This window comes from Amycolatopsis sp. NPDC104863 (genome assembly GCF_055582965.1).
The window spans coordinates 1030470-1054181 of the sequence record NZ_JBVJOW010000002.1; the positions used below are offsets into that span (position 1 = coordinate 1030470).

Genomic DNA, 23712 nt, shown 5'->3' on the forward strand with positions numbered 1-23712 from the left:
CGGCCTTCGGCGGCTTAGTCTCCACCGTGCTCTCCGTCAGCGTCGCCATTCTCGTGATCGCCCTGCCGGGCCTGCTGACCGGTCTCGCGGCCGGTTTGCGCGGCTGGGCCCTGGCCGGGCTGGCGCCGTTGCTGAGCTACGCCATCGGCGGGCTGACCGGGCCGTGGACCGCGGCGCTGGGCTGGTCGTTCACGCCGTTGACCTACGCGCTTTCGACGGTCGTGTTCACCGCGATCGCTTGGGGTGTCCGGAAACTGACGGTGCGCCGCTGGGCGCCGGAACCGGAGCCGGGCTTGTGGGCGCGGCGCGGGCACCTGGCGGTGCTGGTGTGCCTGCTGTTCGCGGCGGCGATCGGTCTCTCCGCGACAGTCCTCGGGCTCGGCCGGATCGGCGCGCTGCCCCAGGGTTTCGACGCGGTGTACCACGGCAACGCGGTGCGCTACATCGCCGACACCGGCGACGGCGGTCTGTTCGGGACGGGCCACGTGAACTGGTACGGCGACGCGGCGCCGGTGTTCTACCCCAACGCGTACCACCTGCTGGCGTCCGTGACGTACCGGCTCAGCGGGACGTCGATCCCGGAGACGCTCGACGCGAACACCGTGCTGCTGCCCGGTTTGCTCGCGTTGTCGCTGGTGACGCTGGTGCGCGAGTTCCGCGGCCGCGCGGTGCTGGCCGGCGCGGTGGCGCTGACGGCGGTGGCGCCGGTGATGGGTGTTTACGAGTCGATGGATCGCGGACCGTTGCTGCCGTTCGCACTGGGCGTGACGTTGACGCCGCTGGCCGCGGTGGCTCTGCGCCGATACCTGGAGCGGGTCGCGCCGGACACCGGGCTGGTGCTGGTGCTGGCCGCGGTGGGGTTGCTGTGCATCCATTCGTCGACGTTGTTCGGCGGAATCCTGTTCGCCGGGCCGCTGCTGGTGCAGCGCTGGCTCTCGTCGTGGCGCCGCATCGGCCGTGATTTAGTGGCGCTGGTGCCGATCGCGGCGGTGTCGTTGCTGGTGGCGTGGCTGCAGCTGTTCGGCGCGCTGGGCCTGGCGACGAGCGCGGTGCCGTACTACGGCTGGCCGAGCGAGTACCGCGCGTCGACGGCGCTGGGGGCGTTGCTCGGTTTCCAGCACTACGAACCGCATCCCCAGGTGTGGCTGTCGGTGGCGCTGTTCCTGGGGATCGTGTTCTTCGCCCGCGCGGGCGCGCTGCGCTGGATCGGCCTGACGGCGGCAGTGACGGGCCTGGCGTACATGGCGGTGGCGTCGTCGAACGCACCGATCGTGATGGCGTTGTCCCGCCCCTGGTGGGACGACCCGTACCGGTTCTTTTCGATGGCGGCGATCCCGCTGTGCGTCCTGGCGGCCCACGGCTTGGCGTCCACCCAGGCGTGGCTGCGCGACCGGCTTCCGTCCCGAGTGCCGGCAGTGGCGGTGGCTGTGGTGGTGTTGCTGGGTTTCGTGTTGCTGTCCAACGGCTTGTACTTCCGTTCGAACGGCGCGCGTGTGTACCCGGGTTACCAGGCGGCGGACCCGTCAACGCTGCGCGTGACTCCGGCCGAGGCGACGGCAATGGAGAAGCTGGGGAGTCTGGCGGCCCCGGGCGAGTGGGCGATGAACGACCGCTTCGACGGGACGGCGTGGACATACGCGCTCTCGGGGGTGCGGACCGTCGCTGGGCACTTCGACGAGACGTTGCTGCCTTCGGACGCGGTGCTGCTGGCGGGGCGGTTCCGGGACTACGAGACCGATCCGGCGGTGCGGGCAGCGGTTCGGCGGTTGGATATTCGGTGGGTGATTTTGGGGAAGCCGTCTAGTGAGCCGGGTAAGCCGTATCAGGCGGGGTTGGTGGGGCTGGCGGGGGAACCGTTTTTGAAAGAGGTTTACCGCAATTCGGATGCGGTGATCTATCGCTTGGTGTCGTGAATTCCGGTTAGTTTCTGACGTCGGGTTCGGCTCGGCTGGCGGTTTCTCGGTCTGAACGCTTGGGCATGGGCCGCTTGCGTGGGTGAACCGGCGGTTCAGGTGCATCTCGGTGCACCCGGCTTGGGCCAAACGACCGCCGCCGTCCAAGCGGCCCCGCCCTTCCCTTGGGGGGCGTCCCCGAGTCCATTCTATCCGGGGTGGGGGACAAAAGGCCTGGGTGAGCGGTTCTCGGGCTTAGTTGTCCACATGTGCGTAACGGCTGTGGGCAACTTGGGTACAGGTGCTGGACAGCCTGGTCAGGCGGCTGTTGGCGCTGGGGGGCGGACCGTGCGGGCCGCTACTGCTGCCATGCCTGCCGTCAGGAGGTCGGCCACCGTGAACATCACTCGGGAGGCCACCGCGAACGCTGTGGCCTGGCCGACCGTCAGGCCGCTGGCCGTCAGGACCGCTACCTGCGCCACCTCGCGGACGCCCACTCCGCTCGGGAGGATGAACGCGAACGTGCCCACCGTCATCGCCACCGCCATCGCGCCCACGCAGAGCACGAAGCCGCTGAAGCCCGGGGTGCCCACCGAGTTCGCCAGGAGCCACAGGTGGATCCCCTGCAGGCACCACGCCGCCGTCGAGGCGCCGAAGACCTTGCCCACCACGCGCCAGCCCAGGGGGTGGGCCAGCGGGGGGCGGCGCAGCACCCGCAGCACCAGCGACGTGCCCCAGGTCAGGATCTTCGGGTGCAGCATCGCGAGGCCGACCGGGATGAGCACGAACAGCCACAGCGCGCGCGGGCTGTTGCTGAACACCGCCGGGGCGGCCAGCAGGGACACCACCAGCGCCGACACCACGCCGACGCCGAGCTGGATCAGGGAGCCCGTGAAGATGCGGGCGCGGGCCAGGCCGGCCTTGCGGCCCAGCTCCATCTGCAGCAGGTACGCCCAGACCGAGCCCGGCACGTACTTGCCGAGCGAGCCGACCAGGCAGATCTGCGCGCCGCGGGCGTAGCCGATCGGTTTGCCCAGGTCGTCGACCATCACCTGCCAGCCCCAGGTCGAGACCATGATCGCCGCGACCAGGGCGACCAGGCTCAGCAGGGACGACTGCCACGCGACGTCGCTCAGGGTGTGCCAGAACTCGCCCCAGTTGGAGGCCAGCTGCTTCGCCGCGAAGCCGATGACCAGCAGGATCGCGACCCAGCGGACGACGTCGATGATCTTCGCCTTGGTCGACTTCGGCTGCTTTCCGGCAGCCGGGGTCTCCCATTCCGGCGACTCAACTGTCGTCATCGACGCATCTCCTCAGGCCTGGACCGTGACCAGGCGGCTGAATTCGGCCAGCAGATCGTAACCGTCCCAGACCGCGGAGAACGTCAGGGCGCTGCCGAACGGCACGATCCGGTCGACGCCGCGGCCCGCCAGCTCGTGCGCGAACGCCGTCAGCTCCTCGGCCGTGAAGCCGAACTGGCCGACGGTCTGGTCCTTGCGCAGGACGATCGGCACCAGATCGGACAAAGAGGACACTCGTGCGTTGGCGAACGTGCCCGCGCCGAGCCACTCGCGCGGCAGGACCGCCGGGTCGGTCAGCTCCAAAGTGGCCAGGCCGTTGCCGGCGAACTCGATACCGCTCACCAGCCCGTCGGCCGCCGCGCCGTACGCCGAGACGCGCTTCTGGACCGCCATCGCCGGCTCGGTGACGTGCTGTTTCGTCTCCAGCACCGACGCCAGCAGCGCACGGAACTCGCTGCCCGCCGCCTGCGCGCCGGCCTCGTCGCCGACCCAGAACACCGCGCGCGGGGACGAGCAGGCGGCCTGGTCGAACCAGTACGAGTCGTTGTAGAACCCCTCGGCGGCCGCGCGACGCTCTTCCGAGGACGCCCGCTGCCAGCCCGCCACCGACGCGACGGCGAACGACGAGCGGTCCGGGAACGTCAGGTCACGCGCGTGCGGCGCGAGCGGGTACTTGCGCAGGGCTGCGACGGAACCGTCACCACCCCAGATGACGCGCAGGTCCGCGGCCAGGGACAGCGCACCGCTCACCTCGTCGCTGCGGTCGTACGTCACCATCCGCTGGGTGGCCGTGATCGCCGCGGCGACCGAAGAGTCCACTTCGGACAGAGCCGCGTTCAGCGCCTCCAGCACCGCCTCGGCGGCGTCGGCCGAGCGCGACGACACCCGCACGACGTTGTGGTTGCCCGCCAGCGCCGACAGCGCCCACGAGTAGACGAAGATCGTGTCGACGTTCGCCGGCGGCACGTGGAACACCAGCCCGCGCGGGAACCGCAGCGCGCCACCGGTGGTGTCCAAAGTGGACAACGCCTTGGCGATCTCGCCCTTGCGCAGGAAGAAGCCGAGCGACGCCAGCTCCGGGAAGCGGCGCGCCGTGGCCGGGGCCAGCAGCTTGCGCGCGAACTTCGTGATGAACTCGACGACCCGCGGGTCACCGACGCGCAGCCGGCCGCCGGGCGGCGACGCGCGCAGCTCGTCGACCAGGTCGGTCACCGCAACGGCAGGAGCAGCGGGAAAACGCTGGGTCAGGGAAGTCACGCCGCCGCTCCCGAGAACGTGTCCGAGCAGCCGCGGGCCTCGGCCTTGGGCAGCCGGCCGAGCACCGAGAAGTGCTTGCCCGGCCAGTCGCCGTCGTCGATCCCGTTGTAGACGCCGAGATCCTCAGTGAGCAGGACGTGCCCGGGGTACGACCGCGGCAGCGTCGAGACGACCTCGATCACGCCCAGCTCCCCGACCGGCTGCTCTTCCCACGTCTCCGGGTTGCGGATCACGACGTCGGCGAAGTCCGGGCAGTACAGCGAGTTCCCGGACGGGCCTTCGAGGAACACCGTGCCGATCTGCTCGATCATGCCGTAGTAGTTGTGGATCCGGGTGAGCCCGGTGTCCTCCTTGAAGCGACGCCGGAACTCGGTGTTGTCCACCGCGCGGTCGATCAGCTTCTTCCAGCCACCACTGTGGATGAGGATGCCGTTCGACAGGTCGAGACCGTTGTCGCGCGCGACCTCGTACAGGTACAGCCACACCATGAACGTGAAGCCGAAGATGAGGAAGGGCTTGTCGCCGTACTCGGCCAGGAACTTCTTGACGGCTTCGACGTCCGGCTTGTCGTTCTCGTCGAGCACGTACGTGTGCTTGCGGCCGAAGTTCGCCATGCCCAGCACCCCCGCGCCGCGCGCGGAGAACGAGCGGCGGTTCTTGATGATGCCGATCGTGTCGACCATCAGCATCGGCAGCCGCTCGCCGCCGAGGACCTCTTGCAGGGTCGCGCCGAGCTGCTTGGTCTGCGCGCCCGCCGCCTCCTTGTCCAGGTAGATCCGCGACGCGCCGGCGCCCGTGGTGCCCGACGACGTCAGCGTCTTGAAGACCTCACTGTCCGGAACGGACTTCAGGTCGTGCGTCTTGAACATCCGCACCGGCAGCCAGGGCAGGTCGGCGATCGTGGCGAAGGAAGCGTTCGGCGCGATTCCCAGCGACGACAGGATCCGTTCGTACCCCTCGGAATTCGCCCGATGGTGTGACGTCAACGCGGCCAGCTCGGGCAGCAGCAACGCCTCCCGGTCGGCCTGCGACCGAGTGAACACGCTCATACCTTCGCCTCCAATGACCGGTAGTCGATCTTCCCGCTGGCCAGCAGCGGCACGGTGTCGATCGGGCGCACGTCGAACCCGCTGGCGTGCAGGTGCAGCCGCTCGGACAGCGCCTTCGACGCGTCCTTGCAGATCGCCTTGTCGACGCCCTCGGCGAACAGCACCACCTTGTCGCCGGCGGGCACCGCGGCCACCACGTCGATCCCCACCGCCGCCGTGCGCACGGCGTGCTCGAGGTCGTCGAGGCTGACGCGGTTGCCGAACACCTTGCCGATGCGCTTGAGCCGCCCGGTGATGAACAGGTACCCCTCTTCGTCGAGGTACCCGAGGTCACCGGTGGCGAGCACACCGCCGTATTCGTCGCCCTTGGCCAGGCCGGACTCGTCGTCCGCGTAACCCAGCATCACATTGGGCCCACGGTAGACGACCTCACCGACAATTTTCGGGTGCGTGGTCTCCGAGCCGTCGTCACGGCGGACGGCGAACGCCCCGCCCGGCAGCGCCGGCCCGGCGGAACCGAGCTTTTCGGCCAGCCGCTCGGCGGGCACCGTCGTCATCCGCGGCGCGGCCTCGGTCTGGCCGTACATGACGTACATCCGGCCGCCGACGGCGGTCATCTTGTCGTTGAACTCGGCGATCAGCTCGTCGCGCAGCTTCCCGCCGGCCTGCGTCAGCGTGCGCAGCGTCGGGTACTTCGCGGGGTCGAACTTGAGCCGCCGCAGCATTTCGTAGTGGTACGGGACGCCCGAGAGGGACGTCACGCCGTGCTCGTTCACCGCGTCCCAGAAGCCGCGGCCGAGCACGCCCGACGGCTCGATCACGACCGTCGCGTCCCGCACCAGGTGCGAGTTCAGCACCGAGAGGCCGTAGCTGTAGTGCAGCGGCAGGCAGGTCGGCGCGACCTCGTCGGAGGTGATGTGCAGCACCTGCGCGATGGCGTCGGCGTTGGCCAGGACCGCCTGCCGCGAGAGCCGGACGAGCTTCGGGTTGCCGGTGGACCCGCTGGTCGGGAGCAGCACGGCGAGGTCGGGGTGCGGCTTCACACCCTCGGCCGACGAGCGGACCCAGTCCGAGCCCTGCACGGCGTACCCGGTGGGCGCGTCGCCCGAAGCGGACAGCACCGCGGCCGGGCGGAACCGCGAGACGAGCCCGGCCAGCACGTCGGCGTCCAACGCCGGGTCGATCAGCGCGATCGCCCGGCCGGACTCGAACGCGCCGAGGTAGGTCAGCACGCTCGGCAGGTCGACCGACATCCGCGCGAACACCACGCCGGCCGGCAGCTCGGCCAGCTCTTCCATCCGCCGGCCGACCTCGGCCGACAGTTCCGCGCCCGCCAGCGTGCGGCCCCCGGCCACATCGACCAGCCGGGCTCCCGCACCCAACAGCGTCACAACACCAAGCCTCCGTCGACGCCCAGCACCTGTCCGGTGATGAAGGACGCTTCATCACTCACCAGGAACCGGATCGCGTTCGCCACGTCTTCCGCCCGGCCGAGCCGCCCGAGCGGCGTCTTGCCGGTGTTCTCCGCCTTCGCGTCTTCGCTCAGGCCCGCGGTCAGGTCGGTCTCGATCACGCCCGGCGCGACCGCGTTGACCCGGATGCCCGAACGACCAAGCTCCTTCGCGGCCGAACGCGCGATGTTCGCCACCGCCGCCTTCGACGCCGCATACACCGTCTGACCAGCGCTTCCGTACTCGCCGACGATGGACGCGAGCACCACGATCGCCCCGGTCTTCTTGCGCATCATCGCCCGGGCCGCGGCCTGGACGGTGTGCAGCGTGCCGGCGACGTTCGTGCTCAGCGTCGTGTCGACGAGCTCTTCGCGGATCATCCCGAGGAGCGCGTCTTCCATGATCCCGGCGTTCGCGACGACGATGTCGAGCTTCCCGTGCTCCTTCGCAACGCCCCTGACCAGCGAAGACACGGCCTTCGCGTCGGTGACGTCGAGCGCGAGCCCGGCCGCGGCGCCCGCGGACGAAGCCGCTTCCTTGGCGCGGGCCTCGTCGCGGCCGGTGAGCACCACCGTCGCGCCCGCTTCCACCAAGGCGCGCACGGTGGCCAGGCCGATCCCCCGCGTCCCGCCGGTGACGAGCGCGACCCGACCGGTCAGATCAGTCATTCTTCGACTGCAGCTCGGTCACCATGTCCACGGCGACCTTGAAGCTCGACATGTCGATGACCTGGTCGGTGTCGAACTCGACGTCGAACTCGTCCTCGATGGCCGCGACCAGCGCCATGTGGCCGACCGAGTCCCACGCCTCGAGGTCGCGGTACTTGAGGTTCTCGACGTCCACGTCCGCGTCGAGGTCCAGCGCCTCGACGAAGACCTCGCGCAGCTTGGGGGCGACAGACATGTGCGTGACTCCTAGTGCTCTTCGCGCGGGCGGGCGTCCCACGCCTTTACCAAGGTAGAGAGGTCTTCGGGCAACGTGACGTCCGGGAGACCTTCCTTGCCCTTCAGCCACGGCCCGAGCGCCTCGATCGTCGCCTCGTCGAGGCCGCGGCGGGACAGGCCCACGACGTTGACGCCGGTGACGCGCGCCGGGTTGCCGACGGCGATGGTGAACGCGCCGATCTCGCGCCGGACCGCCGAGCCCATGCCGATCATCGCGCCGGGGCCGATCACGACCTTCTGGTGCAGGATCGCGCCCATGCCGAGGTTCGCGCCGTCCCAGATGTGGCAGTGGCCGCCGGTGACGGCGTTGGACGCGACCGTCACGGCGTCGCCGACCAGGCAGTCGTGCGCGATGTGGGAGTTGCGGAGGAAGTAGCCGTCGCTGCCGATCGTCGTTGTCCGCCAGGTCCCTTGGTGGACACTCACGTACTCGCGGATGCGGTTGCGGCTGCCGATGACAACACCGTGGCCGTCGTGATCCGCGTCACCCGCCGGAGCTTCGTCCCAGGCCGCCGGGTGGGGGCGGCCGCGGTCCTCGCCGGGCGTGCCGATCGTCACGTGCGGGCCGATCCAGTTGCCGTCGCCGATCCGCGCCGGGCCCACGATGACGGCGAACGGCCCGATCACGTTGTCGTCGCCGAGTTCGACGCCTTCACCGAGGACGGCGGTGGGGTGGATGCGGTTGGCCACGGGTCGGGTGTCCGTTCGTCGGCGGCTGGGTACTGGGCGTGCTACCGCGCCCGGTAACGTGTGGCCCGCGTTCATGCAGGGCGGCCGGGCGCAGAACCGGCGGCTCACTGTACCGGACGCGCCGAAATCGCCTGCCGAGAGAGACTGCCCATGATCCCCATCACCGTGGTCGACGTTCGCGACGCGGAGGACCTCGTCGTCGAGGTGCTGCGCTCCGGCGCCATCGCACAGGGACCGATGGTCAAGCGCTTCGAAGACGCCTTCGCGGCGGTCTCCGGGACGAAGCACGCGATCGCGGTCAACAACGGGACGACCGCGCTCGTCGCCGCGCTCCAGGTCCTCGACCTGAAGCCGGGCGACGAGGTCGTCACGTCGCCGTTCACCTTCGTCGCGACGCTCAACGCGATCCTCGAAGCCGGCGCGACCGTCCGCTTCGCCGACATCCGGCGCGACGACTTCGCGATCGACCCGGACGCCGTCGCCGCCGCCGTCACCGACCGCACCAAGGTGCTCATGCCGGTGCACCTCTACGGCCAGACCGCGGACATGGGCAAGCTCGCGCCGCTCGCCGCCGAGCACGGGCTGAAGGTGATCGAGGACTCCGCGCAGGCCGTCGGCGCGTCGTTCGAGGGCAAGCAGGCCGGCTCGTTCGGCATCGGCTGCTTCTCGCTGTACGCGACGAAGAACATCACCACCGCCGAGGGCGGCGTCATCACGACGGACGACGACGCGCTGGCCGACAAGCTGCGCGTGCTGCGCAACCAGGGCATGCGCGCCCGCTACCAGTACGAGGTCGCCGGCCACAACTACCGGATGACCGACCTGCACGCGGCCGTCGGCATCCCGCAGCTGGCGAAGCTCGACCAGCTGACCGCCGCCCGCCAGGCGAACGCGAAGCGCCTCTCGGAGGGCCTCGCGGGCACGCCGGGCCTCGACGTCCCGCAGGTGCTGCCGGGCCGCGAGCACGTGTGGCACCAGTACACCGTGCTGGTCGGGCCGCACGCGTTCCTCTCGCGTGACGAGCTGGCCGCGGCGCTCACCGAGCGGGGCATCGGCAACGGCATCTACTACCCGAAGATCGTCTTCGACTACGACTGCTACTCCGGTCACGACCTGATCCCGGGCGCGCGCGTCGAGGACTTCCCGGTGGCGCAGGCGGTTGCCGCGCAGGCGCTTTCGCTGCCGGTGCACCCGCACCTGACCGAGTCCGACCTGGACACCATCATCGAAACCGTTCGCGAGGTACTGGGCGCATGACGCATCGGATCGCTCTTGTCGGGACCGGGAACATGGGTTCCCTCCACGCCCGTGTGCTCGCCGGCAACGAGCGCGTGGACCTCGTCCGCGTGATCGATCCGCGCGAAGAGGCGGGCAAGGCCGTCGCCGACCGGTACGAGACCCAGTGGACGCCGGAGATCGGCTCACTGTCCGATGTGGACGCCGTCGTGCTCGCGTCGGCCACCGAGGCGCACTACGACCTGGCGCAGGAGATCCTCGGCCAGGGCAAGCCGATGCTGGTGGAAAAGCCGGTGTGCAACAGCTTCGAACGGTCACAGGAGATCGTCGCGCTGTCGAAGAAGCAGGACGTCGCGCTGATGTGCGGGCTGCTCGAGCGCTACAACCCGGCGGTGATGACCGCGCGGGCGCTGGTGAACGAGCCGATCCACCTGATGGCCCGCCGCCACGGCCCGTACGCGCCGCGCATCAAGACGGGCGTGGCGTGGGACCTGCTGGTGCACGACGTCGACCTGGCGATCCAGTTCTTCGGCGGCGCGACGCCGGCCCGCGTGACGTCGGGCGCGGGGTACTTCCACCCGTCGTCGGTCGAGGGCGCCGAGGACACCATCGAGACGGTGCTGTCGTTCCCGACCGGCCTGGCCACGGTGTCGGCGTCCCGCTTGGGGCAGAAGAAGGTCCGCTCGCTGGTGGTGTCCGAACTGGACCGGCTGATCGAGATCGACCTGCTGCGCCGCGACGTCACGATCTACCGCCACATCTCGCACGACTCGGTCACCCCGGACGGCCTCGGTTACCGCCAGCAGACGGTCATCGAGATCCCGGAGCTGATCACGGCGCGCGAGCCGCTGGCCACGCAGCTGGACCGCTTCTGCGACCTGCTGGAGGGCAAGATCGACGCCGACACCGAGCGCGACCTGATCCTGCCTTCGCACCACGTCGTCGAGCAGGTCCTCACGCAGGCCGCGGCCTAGCTGACCGGAACCGGGAAGGCCGCCGGGCTTCGGCGGCCGTCCGGGCCCACCGCGCGGACGGCGAAGAAGACGTTGTCCTTCGACAGGTCGATCTTCGCCGTCAGCGCCGGGCCGACGTCGATCGTGTGGGTCCAGTCCGGCGCCGTGGTCTCGCGCCACAGGACCTCGTAGCTCGCCGCGCCCGGGGTGGCCGTCCAGAGCAGCTCGGAGTCGTTCGTCAGGGCCGCCGTGCGGATCTTCACGCCCTTCGGAGTGCCCGGGGCCGTGGCCAGTGACCACAGGGCCGCGCCGTTCACGCGCGCGACCCGCGTGATGTACGGGAAGTCGCAGAAGCGCGGCAGGTCGCCGTACTGGACGCCGTTCTCCACGCGGACGTTCTGGTGCTGGTGGGCGAAGTCCTCGTTCGGCTCGGTGAAGCGCGCCGCCGGGTAGCCCTGCTCCAGGAAGCCGATGTGGTCGCCGCCGCGCAGGTAGCGGTCGCGGCGGTAGATCACGCGGACCGTCATGCCGGTCGAGTCGTTCTCCGCCACCGACTTCACGAACCGGGCCAGCTGCCGCGGCGGTGAGTCGTTCTCGCCGCCGATGCTGCGCCGCAGGTCCGCCTCCTGCGGCGTCTCCGCGGTCGGGACGCCCTCGGCGAAGAGCCGGATCGTCGACGGGTCGCGCGTGCCGTCGTCGGCGCGGCTCGAGCCGACGATGTCGTCGGTGAACATCGCCTGGACGTCCGTGCCCGCCGCCTTGAACTGCCGGGCCAGGTACCGCGAGCCGTAGAGGCCCTGCTCCTCGCCGGCGACGGCGGCGAAGACGATCGTCGCGGCCGGCTGCCGGGTCGAGAGCACCCGCGCCAGCTCCAGCGAGACCGCGACGCCCGACGCGTCGTCGTCCGCTCCCGGGGCGTCGCTGGTGAAGTCCATGACGTCGGTGCAGCGCGAGTCGTAGTGCCCCGAGACGACGTACACGCGGCCCGGATCGGTCGACCCGCGCAGCGTCGCGACGACGTTCGTGATCGTCGTCGGCACCGGGATCCGGTCGGCGGGCGGCTGGACGTAGGACTGCAGCTCGACGCTCAGCCGGCCCCCGGACGCCGCCGCGACCGCCTGGAACTGCGCGAAGAGCCAGTCCCGGGCCGCGCCGATGCCCCGGGCGGGGTCGCTCTGGGACGACAGCGTGTGCCGGGTGCCGAACGCGGCCAGCCGCCGGACGGTCGCCTCGATCCGGCGTTCGTCGACCTGCCGCAGCAACGCGCGCAGGTCCGGGCCGAGCGGCTGCGGCCGGACCGGGCCGCCGGGCCCGCGGTCCCCGAGCTCGGCGGCGCCCGCCGGAACCCGCGTCGCGGCGGCGGCGCCCAGGGCGGCAGAAGCGGTGAGGAACACTCGTCGTGAGGTCACGGTGGGGTTCTTACGCCCACGCGAACCCGGCGGGTACCGCCTACTTGGTGAGCCGCTTGCCGTTCGGGTCGTACGCGATGAGCGGCGTCAGCACGTCGGAGTTCGGGACGGCGACCGGGTCGAACCAGAAGAACACCACGTTCGGGTCCGCGGTCCACTTGGCCAGGTCGGCCTCGATCGTCTTGCCGTGCACCGTCGTCGTGATCCGCGCGACCGGGCCGGCGAAGTACCCGAAGACCGGGATCAGCTGGTCCTGGACGATCTCGCCGCCGTCGGTGGCGTGGAAGCCGTACGACCGGTCTGAGCCGCGGATCTCGTTCGTCGCCAGCACGGCCCGCACCGAGGTCCCGGAGCGGAAGCCGGCGACGAGGCCGAAGTGGATGTCCGGCAGGAGCTGCGGCTCGTCGACCGCCCGGGCGAAGAGGACGATCTCCCCCGCGGCGGTCGAGATGCCGGTGCCGACCACCTCGCCGATCGGCGGCTTTTCCGGCGGGCCGCTGGTCGCCGGCGGTTTGGTGACCGAGATCGACGGCGGCTGCGCGACCGGCGCAGGCGCGGGCTGCCGCACCTGGACGGCGAAGACGACCACCAGCACCACGGCGGCCGCGGCAGCGACCCCGGCGACGCTCGTCAGGACCCGGCGCCGACGCCGGATGCGGGTGCCGCCGGCCATGATCTTGGCCAGGTCCGGCTCGGCGAAGGGCTCCTCCGGCGGGCGGCGGAGGGCGGCGCGGAAGTCGTCGAGGTCGTTCATCGCCCGCTCCCTCCGATCAGCGTGTCCTCGGCGCCTGCTTCGATCCGCAGCTTGGCCAGCGCCCGCGAGTTCGTGCTCTTCACGGTACCCAGCGAAACGCCCAGTTCCCGCGCGACGTCGGCTTCGGGCAGGTCGAAGAAGTGCCGCAGCACGACGACGGCGCGTTCGCGGGCGGTCAGCGTCTTGAGCACCGCGGTGAGCCACGCGCGCTGGGTGACGGCCTGGTCGACGTCGAGGCGGTCCTGCCGCTCGGGCATCACCTCGGTGGCGTACTCGCGGATCGGGCGCCGCCAGCCGTCGATGACGTGGTTCATCAGGACGGTGCGCGCGTAACCGTAGGCGTCCTTGTGCCGGACCCGCGACCATGCCGCGTACGTGCGGGTGAAGGCGGTCTGGGCGGCGTCCTCGGCCTGGTGGCGATCGCCGGTGAGCAGGTAGGCGGCGTGGGTGAGCCGGGCCGACGACGCGCGGACGAACTCCGCGAACTCGTCGTCACCGCGCGCCATGCCTGCTCCGTTCGTCCTTCCCCCAGCGACGGCCGGGGCACGGAAAGGTTGCTCTCAACCTTTTTGAGCCTACGCCCGTAGTTCCCTCGGACGATCTTGCTACCGAGGGAGGAATCATGAAAAAACGCCTCGTCATCGCCGGTACGGTCACGGCCGCGTGCGGCGCGCTGGTGGTGTCCGGCGTCCTGACCGTGGCGAACGCCGAGTCCGCGCCGGCGGCGCCCGCGCCCGCGGCGCCCGCCGCCTTGGTGGCCGCGCCGGTGTCACCGCCGCCGACCAGGGCCGCGGCGCCCGAGCACGAGGTGCTGGGTGACGTCATCCCGGCGGGAAGCGGCGACCTGGTCTTCTACGGCGTGAAGGTGCAGGAGCCGCGCCTCCCCCAGACGACGTTCGGCATCATGGCCGGCACGCGGGGCCCGAACGGCCTGAAGGACCTCGTCCTCGCGAACGAGTCGAACGGGTCCGCCAAGGCGCCCGGCTTCCACGCGGTGAGCGGCGGCCTGAACGCCGACGGCCAGGACGTGCCGAGCTTCGGGTACTACTACGGCCCGGCCGCGAAGATCACGGCGAAGTCCGGCGTCGCGCACCAGGCGCGGTGGAGCGCGGACCCGAACGTCGTGGTGTTCTGGTTCGACGCGGGCGAGCCGGACGGCCTCAAGGCCTACGACGCGGCGGGCGCCAGGCTGCCCTCGGGCAACACCGGCGTCGGGCACGGCTGAAACGTTGCGTAACCGCAATCCTGCGCTCGGTTACGGAGCGCTAGATTGTCTTTCGTGCGCTTCTTGGGGGGAATCTTCGCCGCCGCATGCCTGCTGACCTGCGTCACAGCGTGTTCGGGCGGTTCCACGACGGCGGCGCCGGCGGTCACGTCGGCTCCGCCGTCATCCACTTCCGTGAGCAAGCCGAAACCGACCACCCCGGCGCCACCCGCCTTCACGCCGGCCGTCTCCCCGGCGAAGGTGACCGGCGCCTGCCCGTACCTGGGGAACGTCGAGTTCGCGCAGCTCCTGGGCACCGCGTGGAACGTGCGGGAGCCCAGCGAGATGCCGCCCGAGCAGCTCGGCCCGGGCAAGGCGTTCCGCTGCTCCTACGCGTTCGGCGAGCTGTACGTCCTGGCGGCGACGGGCGGCAAGTCACCGAGCACGATGCTCAAGCAGCTGCAGTCGGAGTGCGACGAGCCGGCGAAGCCGGTGCCGGGCGCGGGTGAGGCCGCGGGGTACTGCTACGGCACGGGCGCCAGTTCGCTGGTCTTCGTCGCCAAGCACGCGCACGGCCAGCTGCGGGTGGCCGAGATCGAGATGGGCCGCAACCGCGCCGACATCTGCGAATCCCTGGCGAAACTCCTCGGCGACCGGCTCTAAGGTCGCGGAGCGTCGGGAGTCAGCGCGTTCAGGTCGATGGTTAGCACCGTGCCCTCAAAGTCGAGTCGGGCAATGCCGGACTGCTCGCCGAAGTCTTCATAGCGGTAGCCTTCAGCCAGCCGACAGGTCATCAAGCTGACCGGTGGGTCGAGGTCGACGATCCAATAGTGCTCGATCCCGGCTTCCGCGTACTCGGAAAGCTTCGTAACCCGGTCTGTCCGCCGACTGCCCTCGGACAACACCTCGACCACCAACCGAACATCACTGGCGGCCAACCGAGCCGGATTCGTCTCCACCTGAACACCCAGGCCCACCAGAACATCTGGCACACGAACGGTCGGCGGAGTCTCCCGGACGACCATCTCGACGCCATTCAGTGCACAGTACCGGTCCGGGAGCTGTTCGTCGATCAAGTAGGTCAGCCGCGCAGCAGCTCGCTGGTGCAAAAAACCTGGACGCGGCGCCACAACAAAAACTCCTTCAATAACTTCAACATGGAATTCTCGGATTTCCGGTAAACGAACCCAGTCATCGAAGGACAAAAAGTGGTGAGGCCATTCCATGACACTCCTCGCCGCCAGTAGCCGGACATCGCTTTCGCACGTCAGGCTGCCAGAAACCTACTGCTCCGAGTAGTCGCCCGATGGGGCTCCCCAGCCCGAAGTGTCCTGGCCCTGTGACTCCGCGAGCGCGCGGCGGCGGGCGTTCTCCGTGCGGACGCGGTCCACTTCGGACTGGATGTATTCCTCGTCGTAGCGCTGGAAAACCCGAGCCGGGTTGCCCGCCACCAGCGTCCGGGGCGGGACGTCCTTGGCCACCACCGAGTTCGGCTGCACCGTTGCGAAGTCGCCGATCGTGACGCCCGCCATGATCACCACCAGGCCGCCGATGAAACAGCCCTTGCCGATCTTGACCGGCTTGCGCTCGATCAGGTCGCTGCCCGAGTGGTTCTGCAGCGTCATGTTCGCGAGCCAGCTGGAATGCGTGAAGATCAGCGTGTTCAGCCCGATGCTGGTGTGCTCGCCGATCTCCAGGCCGCCGCTCGCGTCGAGGGCCGCGCCCTCGCCGACCCAGCAGTGGTCGCCCATCTTGAGGTTCTCGGGGCTGATGATCTTGACGCGCTCGCGCACGCGGCACGTCGAGGGCAGGCCGTAGAACTGCGCCCGCTCGGCGTCGTTCATGTACTGCGAGACGAGCTCGGTCAGGATCTGCGGGCGCAGCCGGTGGCTGCGCTCGTCATCGAAGAACATGAGCGTCCGACACCAGCTTCTCGAAAGTCCGCAGGTGCTCCTCGGCGACGACGTCGAGGCCGAAGTTCGCCCGCACCATCTCGCTCTCGCGCTGGGCGATCACCGCGCGCCGCTCCGGGTCGTCGAGCAGCTCGACGACCGTCGACGCCACGGCTTCCGAGTCGTCCGGGCGGACCAGCAGCACGTTTTCGCCGTTGCGCAGCTCGATGCCCGGGTAGTTGTCCTCGGTGACCGACGCGATCGTCGCCGTGCCGGAGAGCATCGCCTCCAGGGACGCCGTGCCGCAGCCGCCGTTGAGGTCGTGCGTCACGATGTCCGCCGCGGCGAAGTACGCCGGGACGTCTTCCTTCGGCACCGCGCCGGTGACGACCAGCGCGTCCGAGACGCCCAGTTCGGCGGCCCTCTTCAGGAACGCGTCGTGGTAGACGCGCCCGACGATGACCACCCGCACCCCGGGGTGTTTGTCCAAAATGGACGGCAGGGCCTCGATCAGCGGCAGCCGGTTCCGCAGCGGGATGACGTGCCCGAGCGAGACGATCAGCGGCGCGTCCCCGATGCCGTGCTCCGCGCGGACGTCCTTCGTGACCGGCTTCGCGAAGTGGCCGGTGTCGACGGCGATCGGGAAGTACTCCGAGTTCGCGTCGCTGGTGCCGTAGCGGTCGACGCAGTAGTCGACGCCCAGCTTGTCCAGGATGACGTATCGCGGCCGCATGTAGGCGAGGATCGGCCGCACCAGCAGCGCGTCGAGCACCCGGAACACGCCGCCGTACAGCTTGTTGTCGCTGATCAGGAGCGTGTGGATGGTGAGCAGCGACGGAATTCCGTGCCGCCGCGCGTAGATCCCGGCCAGCCACGACAGGTCGAAGAACTGGCCGTGCAGGTGGATCGCGTCCGGCTTGAACTCGTCCAGCAGCTTCCACAGCCGCCGCCAGTTGCCCGGCCGCAGCGAGGCGAAGCTCATGTCGAAGTCGATCGACAGGCCGACCTGCGGCATCTTCACCGCCGGGAGGCGGACGACGCGGTAACCGTCGCGCTCCTCCTCGGCCGGGGCGTCCGCGTACGCCGCGGTGATCGCGAGGACCTCGTGCCCGGCCGCCACGAACTGCGCCGCCAGCGACGCCGACATGTGCGCGCTGCCGCCCACGCGGGGCGGGAAGAAGTTGTTCACCACCGCGATGCGCATCGCACGTCCTCGGGCCGGCCCCGCGGTGGCACTCACTCGGATTCCTCGACCAGCTGCCGCATGCCCTCTTCGACAGTGATCCGCGGCTCCCAGCCGAGCACGTCGCGGGCGCGCGTGATGTCGGCCGCGCGCCGCGAGACCAGCACGTCACGGTCGTTGAACAGCGGCTCGACGTCGACACCGACGGCCTCGATGAGGATCTTCGCCAGCGCCGCGATCGAGGTGTCGATGCCGGTGCCGATGTTGATCGGCAGGTTCGCCCGCTCGGACTCCAGCGCGGCTACGACGGCCCGCGCGAGGTCGGTGACGTGCACGAAGTCCATCGACTGGTCGCCGCGGCCGTCGATGATCGGCGGCTGGCCGGCGCGCAGGCGCTGGATGAAGTGGTTGATCACCGACGTGTAGTAGGCCTCGATCTTCTGGCCGGGGCCGTACACGTTGAAGAAGCGCAGCGCGTTCCAGGACAGGCCCTTGGTGCGCTCGTAGAAGCCGAGCATGTCCTCGCCGGCGCGCTTCGAGATGCAGTACGGCGTGAGCGGCTTGAGCTCGTCGTCCTCGTGCATCGGCAACCGCTTCGGCTCGCCGTAGACCGACGCGGTCGACGCGAACACCAGGCGCTGGACACCTTCGTCGGCCGCCGCGGCGAAGACGTTGTGGTTGCCGACCATGTTGATGTCGATGGACTCGGCCGGGTCGGCGATCGACTTGTTGATCGACACCGTGGCGAAGTGGATGACGTGCGTGCAGCCGCGCATGGCCTCGCGCACCGCGCCGCCGTACCGGACGTCCTGCTCGACGAGCTCGACCTTGCCGGTGGCGACGAACTCGTTGACCCGGGCGCGGTCGCCGCGGGTCATGTTGTCGAAGATGCGCACGGTGTAGCCGCCTTCGATCAGCAGCGGGATCACGTGCGCGGCGATGAAGCCACCAGCCCCGGTGAAGAGCACCTTCTTGTCGGACACCAATTTCTCCTCGGTCAGGGGCTTCAGGACAGGGACTGCACGGCGGCGCGCACGACCTCGCCGACCCGCGCCACCTCGGCGTCGGTCAGGTTGGCGTGCATGGGGATGGCGAGCTGGCGCGCGAACGCGTCGGCCGAAACCGGCAGCGGCGTCTGGGGGCCGTAGATCGGCTGGAGGTGTGAGGCGTACGTGCCGAAGTTGCACTGGACGCCCTGCTCGCGGATGCGCAGGGCCAGGGTGTCGCGGCTGACCTCGGGCGCGACCGTCAGCAGGTAGGCCTGCCACGGGTGCTCGCGATCGGACAGTTCGACTGGGACGGTCAGCGCGTCGACGTCGGCGAAGGCCTCGTGGTAGCGCTTCGCGACGGAACGGCGGGCGGCGAGGAGGTCCGGCAGGCGGTCGAGCTGGACGTTCATGATCGCGGCCTGCACGTCCGACATGCGGAAGTTGTACCCGAGCTCGTGGAACTCGGGGATCGGCAGCGTGTTCGAGCCCTCACGGCTGATCGCCGGCTCGATGCCGTAGGTGTGCAGCTTGCGGGCGTGCGCGATCAGGTCTTCGCGGTCGGAGACCAGCGCGCCGCCCTCGCCGGCGGTGATGCCCTTGCGGCCGTGGAAGGAGAACGCGGCGAGGTCGGCGAGGCTGCCGGCCGGGCGCGTCTTGTACGTCGCGCCCGCGGCGCACGCGGCGTCCTCGAAGAGCCAGAGGCCGTGCTTGTCGGCGATCGCGCGGTACTCGTCGAAGTCACCGGGCTGGCCCGCGACGTCGACCACGAGGATGCCGACGGTCTTCGGGGTGATCAGGGACTCGACGTGGGCCGGGTCGGCGCTGAAGACGTCCGGGCGGATGTCGGCGAACACCGGTGTCGCGCCTGCCTGCACCACGGCGTGGCCGGTCGCGGGGAACGTGTAGTCGCCGACGATGACCTCGTCGCCGGGTTGCACCCCGAGGACCTTGAGGCCGAGGAAGAGCGCCGAGCCGCAGTTCGCGGTCGTCAACGCGTGCGCGGTGCCGGTGACCTGCGCGAACCGCTCCTCGAAGCGGCGGCACGCCGGTCCGGCCCCGGCCAGCCAGCCGGATCGGAAGACCTCGGCGACGGCCGCGAGCTCCTCTTCGCCCACGGTCGGCTGACCTAGGGCAATGCTGTCGGTCGACATACCTCTCCCATTGCGTGGGGACCCGGCGAAGTGTATAGACGCACGCTCAGGTGATTCACAGGCCCACGCCGAAGACCACTTTCGAGTGACGCCCATCCGGCAACGAAAGACGTCCTACGCTGGGCGCATGCGATTCGGGGTACTGGGGGCCGTCACCGCGTGGCGCGAGAACGGCACGCAGGTGGCGGTGGGCGGCCCGCGGTCGCGGATGCTGCTCGCGCTGCTCGCCCTCGAGGCGGGCCGGTTCGTGCCGGCCGAACGGCTGGTCGACGGGATGTACGGCGAAAACCCGCCGGACGGCGCAGCGAACGCTCTCCAGTCCCAGGTGTCCCGACTGCGGACGGCGTTGAAGGAGCTGGCGCCGGTCGAGTTCACCGCGGCGGGCTACCGGCTCGCCGTCGAACCGGACGAAGTGGACGTTCACGCTTTCGACCGTCTCGTCCGCGAAGGCCGGGCGCTGCTGAAGAACGGCGAGCACGTCCGCGCGGCGTCCACTTTGGGCGAAGCGCTGGCGTTGTGGCGCGGGACCGCGTTCAGCGACCTGGCCGACGCGCCGTTCGCCGCCGCCCGGGCCACCCGGCTCGAGGAGCTGCGGGCAGACGCGGCGGACGACCACGTCGAGGCCCGGCTGGCGCTGGGGCAGGCCGAAGACGTCCTCGCCGGGCTGCGCGAGACGGTCGCCGCGCAGCCGCTGCGGGAACGCCCGCGCGCGCAGCTGGTCCGGGCCCTGGGGGCGGCCGGACGCTCCGCCGACGCGCTGGCCGCGTTCGAGGACGCCCGCCGCACGCTGGCCGACGAGCTGGGCGCCGACCCGGGCCCGGAGCTCGCCGAAGCCCACCTGACCGTGCTTCGCGGCGAGACCGAGAAGCCGGTGGTCTCGGCGTTGCCCGCGCAGCTGACCACCTTCGTCGGCCGGGACGGCGAGCTGCGGCAGGTCGCGGAGCTGCTCGCGCGCAGCCGGCTGGTGACGCTGACCGGGCCGGGTGGCAGCGGCAAGACGCGGCTGGCCATCGAAATCGCGGCGGCCGAGTCCGGGCCGGTCGGGTTCGCCGAGCTCGCCCCGCACAGCGGCGCCGACGTCCCCGGCGCGGTGCTGGGCGCGCTCGGCCTGCGCGAGAGCTCGCGCGGCGGCCCCCAGGACCCGGCCGACCGGCTGATCTCGGCGCTGCGCGACCGGTCGACGCTGCTGGTGCTCGACAACTGCGAGCACGTGGTCGACGTCGCGGCCCGGCTCGCCGCGCGGCTGCTCGCCGCGTGCCCCGGGCTGCGAGTGCTGGCCACCAGCCGCGAGCCGCTCGGCATCACCGGTGAGCAGCTGGCGCCGGTGCCGCGGCTGGCCGTCCCGCCGCCGGGGACGTCCGCAGCGGAAGCCTTGACGTACCCGGCGGTCCGGCTGTTCGCCGACCGCGCGGCCGCGAGCGACCCCGCGTTCACCGTCGACGAGACGACGATCGGCGACGTCCAGCACGTCTGCGCGGCCCTCGACGGCCTGCCGTTGGCCCTCGAACTGGCCGCGGCGCGCGTCCGGGCGCTCGACCTCGGCGAGATCGCGACCCGCCTCGACGACCGGTTCCGGCTGCTGGGCCGCGGCAGCCGGACGGCCGAGGCGCGGCACCGCTCGCTGCGCGGCGTTGTCGAGTGGAGCTGGGACCTGCTGAGCGAGGAAGAGCACGAGCTCGCCCGCCGGCTGACGGTGTTCGCCGGCGGCGCGACGCTCGCCGCGGCGGCCGAGGTCTGCGGCGCGGACGCGGACCTGCTGCTCGAGCTGGCGGACAAGTCGCTGGCCGAAGCCGTCGGCGGCCGGTTCCGGATGCTGGAGACGATCCGCGCGTTCGGCGCGGAGAAGCTCGCCGAAGCGGGCGAGACCGAGGCGATCCATCGCGCGCACGCGGAGTACATCCTGCGCTTCGCCGAAGAAGCCGACCCGATGCTGCGGACGGCGTCGCAGCTGGAGTGGCTGGATCGCGTCGACGCCGAGTACGACAACGTCCTGGCGGCGCTGCGCTGGGCGACCGAGCACGACGTCGAGCTCGCGCTGCGGCTGGTGCCGCTGCTGGCGATGTACTGGTGGATGCGCGGACGCCGGTTCGAGGGCGCCGGGCTGTCGCTGGCCGTGGCGTCGCGGTGCCCGCCGGAGCTGCGCGAGCGGCACCCCGAGGAGTTCGTGATGTGCGTGCTCGGGGCGATGTCGGGCGCGCCGCACGAGTCGCTGGAGCAGTACCTGCCGCTGGTCCGGCGCTACGCGACGGACGGGACGCTGGCCGTCCACCACCCGATGCTCGTGATGCTGCTGGGCGTGGTCGCCGGCCCGCCGGGCGAGGACGACCAGGTGACCGGCCGCGGCGAAAGCATGCTGGCCAGCGGGGACGCGTGGAGCTGGGCGCTGCTGCCGATGGGCATCGGCCTGCGGTCGATGATGAACGGCGACCTGGCCGACGCCGAGGAGAACCTGCGCGAGGGGGCCGTGCAGTTCCGCGCGCTGGGCGAGCGGTGGGGCCTGTCGATGGCGCTGGACCACCTGTCGCAGCTGCTGACCTGGCGCGGCGAGCACGAGGCGGCGCTGCCGCTGATGGACGAGGCGCTCGGCCTGATGCACCAGATCGGCGCGACGGACGACGCCGCGGACCTCGTCTGCCGCCGGGCGTGGACCCGCCTGCTGTCGGGAGACGACGCCGGCGCCCGCGCCGACTACGAACTGGCGGCGTCGACGGCCCGCCGCACGGGCATGCCCGAGTCCCGCGCGGCGGCGTACGTCGGGCTGGCGAACCTCGCCCGGCACGAAGGCGACCTGGCGGCGGCGCGTCAGCTGTGCGAGCGAGCGCTGTCGGAATGCCCGGGCGGCTCGTTCGCGGCGGAGACGGCCCGCGCTACGGCGTTCATCTCGCTGGGCTGGCTGGCCTCGGCCGAGGGCCGCCCGGCCGAGGCGGTCGAGCTGCACCGCTCGGCACTGCTGACCGGACGGCAGTGGCACGCGGGCGACGTCGTGGCGTTCGCCCTGGAGGGCCTGGCGGGAGCGGCGTCGGCCCCGGCCGAGGCGGCGGTGCTGCTGGGCGCGGCCGTGGCGGTACGCGGGACGGCGATCAGCGGCGACCCGGACGTGTCTTCGGTGCGGCTCCGGGCGCGGGAGTCGCTGGGGGCGGCCGGGTTCGAGCGGGCCTACGGGGCCGGGCTGGGGATGAGCGCGCAGAAGGCGCTGGAGCACTCGATCGACGCAACGGTGTCCACGAGTTCGGACACCTAGCCGGCCCGGCCGCTGACCAGCGGGACCGCGTGCCGGTCGCCGGAGCGCACCATCGCCAGCAAGGGCTTGGTCAGCACGCTCACCACCCGCGCCGCCAGCGGGCGGCCGTTGCGCCGCGCGATGTCCGGGCCGAAGCGGTCCATCAACGTCACCAGCCCCGGCAACGTCCGCACGAACATCGTCGCCTCTTCGATCAGGCCTTCGCCGTCCAGCCGGAGCAGCGCCGCCTCCTCGATCGGCTCGCCGCCGAGCAGGGCCGTGTAGACCACCACTCGGGTGCGGGTGTCGCCGATGTCCGTGTGGAAGCGGATCTCCGACAGGTGCGCGTACGCCACCTCGATCAACGGCCGCAGCTGCGCGTGGCCGGTGAAGCGCACCCGGGACGTCAGCGGTGAATGCAGCACCGCCTCCGGCGCGAACGCCGTCATCGCCAGGTCGACGTCGCCCGTTTCCGCGGCGAGCCGGTAGTTCTCCGTGCTCATCTCTCCCCCTTGACCAGTGTGGCGAGCCCACGCCAGAGCAGGTCCACCGTCAGCGCGACCACCTCTTCACGCGGCACCTCGCGGTGGCCCCACCACCACGTCGCGACCGCGTTGAGCGCGCTCTTGCAGGCTTCGGCCAGGACCTCGTCGGCCAGCGGACGCGGGATGCGGGCCGTGAGGTCCAGCGGCACGCCGTGGAACAGCGCCGCCAGGTTGGCCGTCGCCCGCGCCTGGCCCGTGCGGTGCACCGAGGCCACCGCCGGGTCCGACGGCGTCTCGGCGAAGATCATCCGCCAGCCGCGTTCGTGCGTTTCGATCCACGCGAAGATCGCCGAGACGCGGCTGCGCAGCAGGACCTCCGGGTCGTCCGACGGCGGGAGCGCGGCCCAGCCCGCCAGCAAGCCGTCCACTTCGGACTCCAGCAGGGCCGCGTACAGCTGCGCTTTCGCCGGGAAGTGGTCGTAGAGCACCGGCGTGCTGATGCCGGCCGTCGCGGCGACCTCACGCATGCCCGCCGCGTCGTATCCCGCCGACGCGAACACCTCGCCCGCCGCGGTGAGGATCCGCTCGCGGCGCGCTTCTCGGGTCAATCGCTTACCTGACATTTGTTAGGTACCGTACCTGACAGCTGTCA

23 protein-coding genes are annotated in these 23712 nt (G+C 70.8%); 6 read left to right on the plus strand and 17 right to left on the minus strand.

Annotated elements, in window-relative coordinates; genetic code table 11:
- Positions 1-26: 26 nt before the first annotated feature.
- Complete coding sequence (locus tag ACZ63J_RS14660; protein ID WP_465401010.1) at positions 27-1913, plus strand: DUF6541 family protein; 1887 nt, start codon at positions 27-29, stop codon at positions 1911-1913.
- Between the two features lie 296 nt (positions 1914-2209).
- Here the strand turns inward: ACZ63J_RS14660 and ACZ63J_RS14665 are convergent, their stop codons facing one another.
- From ACZ63J_RS14665 to ACZ63J_RS14695, 7 genes are read right to left on the minus strand one after another with little or no spacing between them, the layout of a single operon-like run.
- Positions 2210-3193, minus strand: coding sequence for a lysylphosphatidylglycerol synthase transmembrane domain-containing protein (locus tag ACZ63J_RS14665; RefSeq protein ID WP_465314010.1), 984 nt, complete (start codon positions 3191-3193; stop codon positions 2210-2212).
- A gap of 12 nt (positions 3194-3205) precedes the next feature.
- Complete coding sequence (locus tag ACZ63J_RS14670) at positions 3206-4450, minus strand: acyl-CoA reductase (RefSeq protein ID WP_465400902.1); 1245 nt, start codon at positions 4448-4450, stop codon at positions 3206-3208.
- Positions 4447-5499: a LuxE/PaaK family acyltransferase gene (locus ACZ63J_RS14675; protein WP_465400903.1), complete on the minus strand. Its 1053-nt coding sequence runs from the start codon at positions 5497-5499 to the stop codon at positions 4447-4449. The genes ACZ63J_RS14670 and ACZ63J_RS14675 overlap by 4 nt, the downstream gene beginning before the upstream one ends.
- Positions 5496-6890 carry an AMP-binding protein gene (locus ACZ63J_RS14680; RefSeq protein ID WP_465400904.1) on the minus strand — a complete coding sequence of 465 codons (1395 nt, stop codon included), beginning with the start codon at positions 6888-6890 and terminating at the stop codon, positions 5496-5498. The genes ACZ63J_RS14675 and ACZ63J_RS14680 overlap by 4 nt, the downstream gene beginning before the upstream one ends.
- The gene (locus ACZ63J_RS14685) at positions 6887-7618 is read right to left on the minus strand and encodes an SDR family NAD(P)-dependent oxidoreductase (RefSeq protein ID WP_465400905.1); all 732 of its coding nucleotides are present in this window, start codon (positions 7616-7618) and stop codon (positions 6887-6889) included. The genes ACZ63J_RS14680 and ACZ63J_RS14685 overlap by 4 nt, the downstream gene beginning before the upstream one ends.
- The gene (locus ACZ63J_RS14690; protein ID WP_465314005.1) at positions 7611-7853 is read right to left on the minus strand and encodes an acyl carrier protein; all 243 of its coding nucleotides are present in this window, start codon (positions 7851-7853) and stop codon (positions 7611-7613) included. The genes ACZ63J_RS14685 and ACZ63J_RS14690 overlap by 8 nt, the downstream gene beginning before the upstream one ends.
- Positions 7854-7864: 11 nt before the next feature.
- Positions 7865-8584 (minus strand): acyl-ACP--UDP-N-acetylglucosamine O-acyltransferase family protein, encoded by a 720-nt coding sequence (locus ACZ63J_RS14695; RefSeq protein ID WP_465400906.1) that lies wholly within the window; start codon positions 8582-8584, stop codon positions 7865-7867.
- 150 nt (positions 8585-8734) lie between these two features.
- On the opposite strand from ACZ63J_RS14695, the gene ACZ63J_RS14700 reads away from it, so the two are divergent.
- A complete protein-coding gene (locus tag ACZ63J_RS14700) occupies positions 8735-9841 on the plus strand; it encodes a DegT/DnrJ/EryC1/StrS family aminotransferase (protein WP_465314003.1) in 1107 nt (368 codons plus the stop codon).
- Positions 9838-10794 (plus strand): Gfo/Idh/MocA family protein, encoded by a 957-nt coding sequence (locus ACZ63J_RS14705; protein ID WP_465314002.1) that lies wholly within the window; start codon positions 9838-9840, stop codon positions 10792-10794. The genes ACZ63J_RS14700 and ACZ63J_RS14705 overlap by 4 nt, the downstream gene beginning before the upstream one ends.
- On the opposite strand, the gene ACZ63J_RS14710 is transcribed toward ACZ63J_RS14705, so the two are convergent.
- From ACZ63J_RS14710 to ACZ63J_RS14720, 3 genes are read right to left on the minus strand one after another with little or no spacing between them, the layout of a single operon-like run.
- The gene (locus tag ACZ63J_RS14710; RefSeq protein ID WP_465400907.1) at positions 10791-12182 is read right to left on the minus strand and encodes a M20/M25/M40 family metallo-hydrolase; all 1392 of its coding nucleotides are present in this window, start codon (positions 12180-12182) and stop codon (positions 10791-10793) included. The genes ACZ63J_RS14705 and ACZ63J_RS14710 overlap by 4 nt on opposite strands.
- 40 nt (positions 12183-12222) lie before the next feature.
- Positions 12223-12936, minus strand: coding sequence for a hypothetical protein (locus tag ACZ63J_RS14715; RefSeq protein WP_465400908.1), 714 nt, complete (start codon positions 12934-12936; stop codon positions 12223-12225).
- A complete protein-coding gene (locus tag ACZ63J_RS14720) occupies positions 12933-13442 on the minus strand; it encodes a SigE family RNA polymerase sigma factor (RefSeq protein ID WP_465400909.1) in 510 nt (169 codons plus the stop codon). The genes ACZ63J_RS14715 and ACZ63J_RS14720 overlap by 4 nt, the downstream gene beginning before the upstream one ends.
- Positions 13443-13558: 116 nt before the next feature.
- On the opposite strand from ACZ63J_RS14720, the gene ACZ63J_RS14725 reads away from it, so the two are divergent.
- Together ACZ63J_RS14725 and ACZ63J_RS14730 are read left to right on the plus strand one after the other, a co-directional pair.
- On the plus strand, positions 13559-14161 hold the full coding sequence (locus ACZ63J_RS14725; protein WP_465400910.1) for a hypothetical protein: 603 nt from the start codon (positions 13559-13561) through the stop codon (positions 14159-14161).
- Between the two features lie 54 nt (positions 14162-14215).
- Positions 14216-14803: a hypothetical protein gene (locus tag ACZ63J_RS14730; protein ID WP_465400911.1), complete on the plus strand. Its 588-nt coding sequence runs from the start codon at positions 14216-14218 to the stop codon at positions 14801-14803.
- Here the strand turns inward: ACZ63J_RS14730 and ACZ63J_RS14735 are convergent.
- From ACZ63J_RS14735 to ACZ63J_RS14755, 5 genes are read right to left on the minus strand one after another with little or no spacing between them, the layout of a single operon-like run.
- The gene (locus ACZ63J_RS14735; RefSeq protein WP_465400912.1) at positions 14800-15366 is read right to left on the minus strand and encodes a Uma2 family endonuclease; all 567 of its coding nucleotides are present in this window, start codon (positions 15364-15366) and stop codon (positions 14800-14802) included. The genes ACZ63J_RS14730 and ACZ63J_RS14735 overlap by 4 nt on opposite strands.
- 57 nt (positions 15367-15423) lie before the next feature.
- A complete protein-coding gene (locus ACZ63J_RS14740; protein ID WP_465400913.1) occupies positions 15424-16053 on the minus strand; it encodes an acyltransferase in 630 nt (209 codons plus the stop codon).
- Positions 16040-17236: a glycosyltransferase family 4 protein gene (locus ACZ63J_RS14745; protein WP_465400914.1), complete on the minus strand. Its 1197-nt coding sequence runs from the start codon at positions 17234-17236 to the stop codon at positions 16040-16042. The genes ACZ63J_RS14740 and ACZ63J_RS14745 overlap by 14 nt, the downstream gene beginning before the upstream one ends.
- 32 nt (positions 17237-17268) lie before the next feature.
- A complete protein-coding gene (locus ACZ63J_RS14750; protein ID WP_465313995.1) occupies positions 17269-18198 on the minus strand; it encodes an NAD-dependent epimerase/dehydratase family protein in 930 nt (309 codons plus the stop codon).
- 23 nt (positions 18199-18221) lie between these two features.
- A complete protein-coding gene (locus tag ACZ63J_RS14755; protein WP_465400915.1) occupies positions 18222-19355 on the minus strand; it encodes a DegT/DnrJ/EryC1/StrS family aminotransferase in 1134 nt (377 codons plus the stop codon).
- 127 nt (positions 19356-19482) lie between these two features.
- Between ACZ63J_RS14755 and ACZ63J_RS14760 the strand changes: the two genes are divergently transcribed.
- A complete protein-coding gene (locus tag ACZ63J_RS14760) occupies positions 19483-22596 on the plus strand; it encodes an AfsR/SARP family transcriptional regulator (RefSeq protein ID WP_465400916.1) in 3114 nt (1037 codons plus the stop codon).
- Here ACZ63J_RS14760 and ACZ63J_RS14765 read toward each other — a convergent pair.
- Together ACZ63J_RS14765 and ACZ63J_RS14770 are read right to left on the minus strand one after the other, a co-directional pair.
- On the minus strand, positions 22593-23078 hold the full coding sequence (locus ACZ63J_RS14765) for a nuclear transport factor 2-like protein (protein ID WP_465400917.1): 486 nt from the start codon (positions 23076-23078) through the stop codon (positions 22593-22595). The genes ACZ63J_RS14760 and ACZ63J_RS14765 overlap by 4 nt on opposite strands.
- Entirely contained in the window at positions 23075-23683 is a 609-nt protein-coding gene (locus tag ACZ63J_RS14770) for a TetR/AcrR family transcriptional regulator (RefSeq protein ID WP_465400918.1), read from the minus strand. Before ACZ63J_RS14770 ends, ACZ63J_RS14765 begins: the two co-directional genes overlap by 4 nt.
- Positions 23684-23712 lie beyond the last annotated feature (29 nt).

Bases quoted from the DNA above. Each gene is read 5' to 3' on its own strand.
- ACZ63J_RS14665 (WP_465314010.1), bottom strand. From the start codon at position 3,193: ATGACGACAGTTGAGTCGCCGGAATGGGAGACCCCGGCTGCCGGAAAG.
- ACZ63J_RS14675 (WP_465400903.1), bottom strand. From the start codon at position 5,499: ATGAGCGTGTTCACTCGGTCGCAGGCCGACCGGGAGGCGTTGCTGCTG.
- ACZ63J_RS14685 (WP_465400905.1), bottom strand. From the start codon at position 7,618: ATGACTGATCTGACCGGTCGGGTCGCGCTCGTCACCGGCGGGACGCGG.
- ACZ63J_RS14690 (WP_465314005.1), bottom strand. From the start codon at position 7,853: ATGTCTGTCGCCCCCAAGCTGCGCGAGGTCTTCGTCGAGGCGCTGGAC.
- ACZ63J_RS14700 (WP_465314003.1), top strand. From the start codon at position 8,735: ATGATCCCCATCACCGTGGTCGACGTTCGCGACGCGGAGGACCTCGTC.
- ACZ63J_RS14705 (WP_465314002.1), top strand. From the start codon at position 9,838: ATGACGCATCGGATCGCTCTTGTCGGGACCGGGAACATGGGTTCCCTC.
- ACZ63J_RS14715 (WP_465400908.1), bottom strand. From the start codon at position 12,936: ATGAACGACCTCGACGACTTCCGCGCCGCCCTCCGCCGCCCGCCGGAG.
- ACZ63J_RS14720 (WP_465400909.1), bottom strand. From the start codon at position 13,442: ATGGCGCGCGGTGACGACGAGTTCGCGGAGTTCGTCCGCGCGTCGTCG.
- ACZ63J_RS14725 (WP_465400910.1), top strand. From the start codon at position 13,559: ATGAAAAAACGCCTCGTCATCGCCGGTACGGTCACGGCCGCGTGCGGC.
- ACZ63J_RS14735 (WP_465400912.1), bottom strand. From the start codon at position 15,366: ATGGAATGGCCTCACCACTTTTTGTCCTTCGATGACTGGGTTCGTTTA.
- ACZ63J_RS14740 (WP_465400913.1), bottom strand. From the start codon at position 16,053: ATGTTCTTCGATGACGAGCGCAGCCACCGGCTGCGCCCGCAGATCCTG.
- ACZ63J_RS14745 (WP_465400914.1), bottom strand. From the start codon at position 17,236: ATGCGCATCGCGGTGGTGAACAACTTCTTCCCGCCCCGCGTGGGCGGC.
- ACZ63J_RS14755 (WP_465400915.1), bottom strand. From the start codon at position 19,355: ATGTCGACCGACAGCATTGCCCTAGGTCAGCCGACCGTGGGCGAAGAG.
- ACZ63J_RS14760 (WP_465400916.1), top strand. From the start codon at position 19,483: ATGCGATTCGGGGTACTGGGGGCCGTCACCGCGTGGCGCGAGAACGGC.
- ACZ63J_RS14765 (WP_465400917.1), bottom strand. From the start codon at position 23,078: ATGAGCACGGAGAACTACCGGCTCGCCGCGGAAACGGGCGACGTCGAC.
- ACZ63J_RS14770 (WP_465400918.1), bottom strand. From the start codon at position 23,683: ATGTCAGGTAAGCGATTGACCCGAGAAGCGCGCCGCGAGCGGATCCTC.